The 481-nt window shown below is 59.3% G+C and carries 1 protein-coding gene; it reads left to right on the top strand.

Going from position 1 to position 481, the window contains the following annotated elements:
- Positions 1–188: hypothetical protein (locus FH08_RS53685; RefSeq protein WP_035567978.1), on the top strand; the 188-nt coding region annotated here is incomplete at its 5' end.
- Between the last annotated feature and the right edge of the window lie 293 nt (positions 189–481).

Raw genomic sequence — 481 nt, 5'->3', positions numbered from 1 at the left:
GGCTCGTCGACGGCGTCACCGACCCGACCCTGTCCAGCGGCGTGTTCTACGCCAGCGCGGCAAACACGCTTACGGGGCCTTTGTTCAACCAGGAGGATTTCTTGCCCGATTTGGCCAACCCCACGTTTCAGGACCACGCCAACGAAGCTATCCATCGGTTCATTTCACGACGCCCCTCGGCCGGGTGACGAGACCTTCATCGATCTCGGCGGGACTGTGACGGCTGGCCCCTGCACCCTCATCTGACGCCCTGGTTGAAGAGGCCAAACGCCGATTAAGGGACAGTCCCCGATTTGACACCATAGGAGCATCAGAGGCACTGAAAGGTGAGACAGACAGTCTCGCGTGATGGCAAGCACAGGGGTCAAGTCCACATACGTGGTGTGAGGACGGGCACTGCGTGATCTCCTCTTTCAGGCTGTCAATGCTGCTGGCGTAGTCGAGTTCACCTCCTCGTCGATCGTGTTGTCGTTTCCGGTTT

Source organism: Caballeronia sordidicola, assembly GCF_000729995.1.
Taxonomy (GTDB): Bacteria; Pseudomonadota; Gammaproteobacteria; order Burkholderiales; family Burkholderiaceae; genus Caballeronia; species Caballeronia sordidicola_A.
The sequence above is the reverse complement of the archived record's forward strand: the minus strand, read 5'-3'. Positions and strand labels throughout refer to the sequence as shown.